This is a genomic window from Candidatus Cardinium sp. cByotN1 (genome assembly GCF_022810525.1).
In the GTDB taxonomy this organism is placed as follows: domain Bacteria; phylum Bacteroidota; class Bacteroidia; order Cytophagales; family Amoebophilaceae; genus Cardinium.
Genome location: NZ_JAACGG010000054.1, coordinates 1 through 6,779 on the forward strand (window position 1 = coordinate 1; position 6,779 = coordinate 6,779).

Here is a 6,779-nt window from a genome sequence, read left to right on the forward strand (position 1 = left end):
TACCTGCAATCCATCCCGGCAACTGTTTTTCTTTTCATCTGTAAACTGCGCTTTCTGATCGCACTTTTTTCAAAGGGCGCGTTTTTTTTCTAGCATAAGCCATAGTGGTGAACGGAAACGTTAAATACGGGTCATCATTAACTATAAAAGATTGAATAACTTTCCTCTGTATTTAACTATGCAAATATAACAAAATTTATTCATAAATACCAAAACTTTATCCTGCATTGAATTGAAGTTAGTAATAAAATTTAGTCACTAGGTACAAAGAGATGACTCCTTCTAAGAATCTATTACCTCTCTGGGAATGAGTCCGTTGTGATAACTTGATAGTATAATTGTAGTATTGGTTCTAGTGTTATTTTTTTTGATTTTTTGGGCTAAGGGTATCTGTTCCCGACTTGAGTAAAAAAGGCTTTTTTATACTACTTTTTATCAAGCAAAAAGTAAAAAGAAAATGAACTCACCATTGTATCGGGACTAGATAGAAAGAAAAAAATGCCTTGTAACTTAGTTGGTTGGCTTGAGTGGCATAACAATACTGTTAAAAACAGTAAGCATACATACCAAAAAAATCAATATGATTTAATCACTTTTAAAGTGTTATGAACAAATACTGCTGTATCACCTAAATAATTTATAATCTATCCCTATGCTTGCAAAGCCTAAATGTATACCATGATTTTTTATAAACTTATCTAGAAAAAGACAAAGTTTTCCATTAATAGCTATTTTTGAAAAAAGCAAATAATTTATATTGCATTCCAAAGCATAACAATAGATTAGTCCACACGAGAAGTGCCACTTACTATTGAAAAAATAACCCAGCTGTAAAGAGGTCATAGGTAAAAAAAGTGCTACTTTAAAAGGTATGGTGATATTGATGATCCCCAAATTTATATGGAATGGTATCTCTTTCTTTACCATAAACATATCAGGTAAAAATAGCCCCCATAACAGTCCAGCAGAAAATGTATAACGCTTATACAATAGTTTCTCCCATTTTATACCTGTAGTAGCAAAAAAGCCCACCCACCTGTTATTTGTTCGTTCAGCATCAGCTTTAGGTTTCCAGTGAACCCCTAGACCAGTAGGTATAGACCATACCCCCTTATGAGATTTTCTTGAAGATAGGTCTTCATTGACTGTTTCATAACTGCTAGCCTTTAAAATAGCCTTTTTTGACGGTGAGTGGTTAAAACCTGCCAAAAAGATAGTGATAGATATAGTACGTAAAAAACTTGATATACTACTGATTTCCAATTGATAAATTTATAAATATATTTTTTAGTCACCTAAAAATGGTTAATTTTCAAGAAACTAAGTAGCTATTGAGCCTTATACCGATAGAGGTTAAATCAATGCAGATGTGGTAAAGCTACATACAAAAAATACCTTTAAAATGGCTTATTCTTGTATCGGATCATCATGCTCCTCTTCTTCTTCCCACCATAAATTAGTTACATAGTATTTAATCATACTATCTTCTCCATAATCACGTTGAGTTCTTATTTGCAGCGTATAATTGAAGGTATCTCCAATCCAGCGAAGATTAATTTTATTTCTGAAACTGCCATAATAGGCTTGTATAGGGTTAATCTTATTATCCGAATTGCCAAATGTGCTTAGTGCTATAGCATGGGTCATAGCATGTAAACCCCGTCCCTTTTTACTAATTTTAGCGATTACTTCAAATGCATGGCATGCATTTAAGGGTGGTGTAATACTATACCAATTCCCATCACCAGGCACTGAACCAGTGGCATAAGCACCTCTACGTCCATGCATGCTAACGTTGCCGTTTACGGTTAATTGCTCAGAGGGATTAGTGGTTCCTATACCAACATGCCCATCAGCTTGAATAAAAAACCTGCTTTCGCCTTGTTTATCAACAAGATTAAAACCAAAATCTGGGGTGTTTTTAGGGTATTGTTCAATACTCCATGTAGGTTTAAAATCATTCAAATTGTTAAAAAAAGTTATAAGCTTAGAGGAGCTCCCTTTAGGAGATAAACTTAATCCGTGATCTTGAGAGATAATTTTATCATCTTGTTTGTGAAACATTGAGTCTATCAAATCCTCAAAGTCACGTTGGGTAGGGATAGATCCTTTTTCAAAGCTTTTCTTTAGTGCTTCTCTACTAGTGATTGCCATGATTAGTTCTCATATTTTTTAGTAATTAAACAGTATTCTTCTATAGTTGGTATGGGTGTATCTGTATCTACAGATGATCTATCTTCCGGCTCTTTAGGACGTTCCCATGGGCCTACTATAAAATCTTCAGCAATAGCCATATCGCCTATACTACCATGACGTAGTTTGACAGCAGCACCAAACTTATCTACAACCGCTATTTTGTGGTTTTTTGCAGAAACCATAACAGACCATGGATAAACGGCAAATAAATGGCTATCATAAGTCGTTACCTTGTCTAGTTTTAAGTCTGGAGGAGCACCTACATATTTCAATATAGAAAAATTTCCTATCCCTTCTACATAATAACGATTATTAATGAAGTCTATAATTTTAGAAGTAGGTATATTACCGCCTAACTGGACATCCGCTGATGGGTCAAACATCCACGGAGAAAAAAAGTTATGTAAATCTTGTTGTAACAAATTTACAAATAATCCTTTCTCATAACCAGGCTTAAACTTAACAGTAACGTTAACCTTAACATCTTCATAGGTAGGATTGATTACTTCGCACTTTACAAATGGTGTACTTACACTTTGAATATAAGCTTTTATTTCCATTAACAGTTGCCTATTAACAGAGGGCATACCTAGAGTAGGGCCTGCTTTAGCCATTACCACAATGGTTATATAGCCAGGATTTACCATATTATGGGTACTTCTTGCTGTGTGATTGATACACTTTACCTTGAAAATTTCTGGAAATTTTTCAAGAATGATTCGTTCATAATCCCAGACTGATATAGCTCTATTTTTATGTCTTAAACGTTCGCTAACCCTTCTGTAAAAAGCTTGATGATTTTCGAACTGTCTGCCACCAAAGGTTTGAAAAGGTTGTAGGACCAACTCAATGCCTTCTATAGGGTGCTGTAATTGTTGAATGGCTTTTTCAGGGAGTAATGGAGCAGAAAAGACACCATTTTTATCCATAACCCTTGATACGGCAACTGCTTGCGTATAGACCCCAACGATAGTGACTAAGGCTCTTTTCTTATCCATAAACTGTGCTTTAATCCAGATTAACCCTGGGGTCATGCGGGTATTGTTTGTGTTAATCTTTCTGGGTAGGTTAGATAAATCAAAAATCATCAGACCTGATTTAGATAAGCCGTCGGTTCCATCTAGCACAATCGCCTCTTCAAAGGGTAACCAGGTATTATCAGACAAATAAAACCATTTAGGCTGCTGGGTTTCTTGATCTGGATTAGCCTGGCCAATGGCTATATGTATAGATAAGTGGTTGCTATTGAGCTCTTCTATCCCAAAAGCTATAAATGATTCTCTTTGTTCTACCAATGGTAATAAGGTAGATGGGGTAGTTACCCTACTAGGAAAAGTTTTTAAATAGCCAAAAGAAGAAATATGAAAGAAGCTATTTAAGTACTTTTCTTCTTCTTCCCCAGGGGGAGAGGTTAATACCATAGACTCTTCTGCTTCGTAGTCAACTGTAATGGATTTTATAAGCGGTGTATAAGGTTCATTCAAAACAGTTACAGCTTCTTCTTTCTTTTTTTGTGCATTTTTAACCAGTACACTACTCATAAGATTAGGATAGATGGCATGGCCAAAAGCTTGTTCGGGTGCACATAGTTGTAATTTTAAAAAACCGGATACTGTTTTAGGACCATAGACTGAAATATCGGGCGGATGGTTTGATTTAGTGATCCGTAATGCAGCTAAGTCAATATCATGAATGGTTTTAAGATGATCTAACTGCTCACTACCTTGATTATTTTTTATAGCGTGAAAAAGCGGCACAATTTGTCTTTTTGAGGCGGGAGATGGATGCCAGTGTTGGTGATTTAAGTAAGCAATATTTACTTTGAAGTCATCGTTATTTACTATAGTGGGATAGGCATCGTAATAAGATTTAAAGCCTCCTTCTACGGTAGGAAGACTATCCCATTTGATATGTATTTTTAAGTCAGTCAAGTTTTTAGAGAAAATTTCTCCACTGCCTATATAAAAACTGCTATCTAGCTTGGCCAATGGACCAAAAGGTTCAAAAATTTGACTATTATCAATAATGCCTAGTTGGTTTTGAAGCACCAACCCACGATAACCCTCCACACGAACTTTTAGATCTATTTTTTCAAGAATCAAGCCATTTAAAAGGTAGAGGCCAGTAAGCGATGCTTGATTACGTACGCCAACAAATACACTAGGCGTACCAGGATTTACTAGGTCACCTTGGTATTCAGCAGGCAATGTTTCTATTGGAGGCACTTCGGCATTTAAAGATAGACTAATGTGTAGGCAACGCGTTTCTTCAATAAATGCCAATGCTACAGCTTCTTCTGGTATGCTGAACCACCCCTCTTTAGTGGTAACTTGTATGTGTGACATAGCATACAGCATACTTGACAAGTGTTTTAAAAATGCTACACTAGGTATATCCTTATTAACATTACGATTCATTAATACTTGAAACGATTCGAAGGTAAATTGCCATCTTATATCAATGGTACGCATGCCTTCAGCAAGATGAAATAAGGGTGAACCAACCAATACAGCCAATTGTTCATTCGAGTGCTTGTTGACTTGTTCATTATCTTTTGGGGTAGGAAAGAGCTGAAAAGGAAGTGACTTTAATTGTTGATGATCATAGGTAGTAGTAGCTATTTCAACTGTTTTATAGCCTTCTTTATCAAGCTTTTTAGTAATCAATAAGGTATTAATCTGAGCGATTTTAGCTTTATTTATCGTTATATTTCTTTGTGTTTCAAATAAAATATCTTCGCCATTAACTGGATTTTTTGCCACTAAACGAGTTCCTTCTGGTACAAAAGCAAAAGGATGATTCGGGCTAAGTAAAAAGTGAACATAGGCCTGGTCCGGCAGAGACGGATTATTATTGAATTTTAGCACATGTCTATAATAGTGATCTAGTGTCCTTTGGGGAATGTGATTAAGGTGCGCATCTGCATATTGTAGTAATTGTAGAAAAGCGATCAAAAGAGCCATATGTGGCTCTTTATCTTGAGAAGATAGGGTGTCAAAATAATCACTAGCAGATAGCTGCTTTAATTTATAAATAGTGTTAAAAACAGCATCAAAAAAATCATCAAAAATATCGATAACTTGCTGGTCATTAGGTTCCTTACTATTTATTTCATCATAAACTAAATTAGATTTTAGTTCCCATAAAGAAGCATTATGGCACTTTTCATAAAGAAAAACAGAAAAATCTATAAAAGCTTGGCTAGTACTGGCTTGACTATGCTGCTGCAGAACCTTGTATATTTTACTGATATGGGTATTGATTTCTTCATGTATAATCGTATGTAACTTTACTCGAACCACATCTATGTTAGATAGATTCTTATACCAGTAATCTAATAAAATGATTAACTCTCGAGCCACTACCAAGATATGATGCATAGACTTGCTTGCTGCAATCTCTGTATGGGTATGCCGCAGTGTTGAAAAATCTTTATGAATAATTTTCTTTAAAGTATCGATATTAGTGTGTAGAATGAGGGAACGTATAACCGTATCATCTTGCTCTAAAAACCTTCGCCAGATATTTTGATCTATGCGTTGATTATTGTTATCATAATAGGCTAATAAATCTGTATATAGATAGAGGAATCGCAGGTGATCACTAAATTGTCTATCACTAATCAATAGATTGTTGTCTACTAATTCAGGTAGTAAGCGTTCAGCATGGCAGGTACCTCTTCTAGTAAATAAAATATTAAACTTCTTTTGAATATTCATATATTTAAACTATGATCTTTTTCTAAAAATTAAGATATTGAGTAGCTAAACGTGATTAAGTAGATGATCGCTATGCTCTAACATTAATCTAACCCAAAAACGATTTATAAAAAAGTAATTAAGCTTCAAATTTATGTATTTTTTATCCTATTTATTCAGCATGGTTGTCTGTATAGCAACAAATTTTAAATTAAATGATCTTATGCCATCCTGGTACAAAGGGAATATAGTTTTTCAAACTTTACAACTTACGGAATTAGATCCTAATTCGAATACTACTACTGGGCAAGATACGCCTGCGGGGCAAGATACGCCCTCTGATTCTCTAGATGAGATACTGAAAAAAGATACCCATTCAGAAGGAGCAATCCAAAACATATTAGGTGGTTTGGCACTTTGTTACAATGTTTTAGCCAATTTGCTGTTGTATCCAATCTTTTCTTTTTTACTATTGCTACTTTCAGCTGGTGCTATCGTGTTGTTTGGCTTTTGGGTTAAAAAAATAAAAAGTGAAAAAACCATTTCTACCACATGGATTTTATTTACTTGTTTGTATTGTCTTTTTTATTTAGATCTATTTTTAGTAGTCTACCAGAAAAAAGAGATTTTGTTTTTATTTCTAGAGCTAGAAAAAGATTTATTTTTAACTGTAGTGGCAGCATCTATGGGTTACATAGTAGGAAAATTCTTCTCCAGTAAATTTTTAGAAGAAAAGCAGCTGCCTTAAATGGCATTTTGTTTACGCTATCTATTAAGGAATGTTTTAGCTACTTTAATGTTTTAACTACTTCTTTATCAAGAAAAAAGTAAGTTAAAAACATCTTATTTGCCACTGACTTGAACAGTCAATGGCGTCAACTTAAG

At 34.5% G+C, this 6,779-nt stretch carries 4 protein-coding genes; 1 reads left to right on the plus strand and 3 read right to left on the minus strand.

Annotated features, from left to right (window positions below):
- Nucleotides 1-624: 624 nt before the first annotated feature.
- The 3 genes from MUW73_RS01625 to MUW73_RS01635 form a co-directional block, all read right to left on the minus strand.
- Nucleotides 625-1,263 carry a hypothetical protein gene (locus tag MUW73_RS01625; protein ID WP_243575190.1) on the minus strand — a complete coding sequence of 213 codons (639 nt, stop codon included), beginning with the start codon at nucleotides 1,261-1,263 and terminating at the stop codon, nucleotides 625-627.
- A 144-nt stretch (nucleotides 1,264-1,407) separates the two neighbouring features.
- Entirely contained in the window at nucleotides 1,408-2,154 is a 747-nt protein-coding gene (locus MUW73_RS01630; protein ID WP_243018261.1) for an adhesin, read from the minus strand.
- Between the two features lie 2 nt (nucleotides 2,155-2,156).
- Nucleotides 2,157-5,915, minus strand: coding sequence for a baseplate J/gp47 family protein (locus tag MUW73_RS01635; RefSeq protein ID WP_243018262.1), 3,759 nt, complete (start codon nucleotides 5,913-5,915; stop codon nucleotides 2,157-2,159).
- A gap of 160 nt (nucleotides 5,916-6,075) precedes the next feature.
- Between MUW73_RS01635 and MUW73_RS01640 the strand changes: the two genes are divergently transcribed.
- Complete coding sequence (locus MUW73_RS01640; protein WP_243575191.1) at nucleotides 6,076-6,642, plus strand: hypothetical protein; 567 nt, start codon at nucleotides 6,076-6,078, stop codon at nucleotides 6,640-6,642.
- The last annotated feature ends 137 nt before the right edge of the window (nucleotides 6,643-6,779 follow it).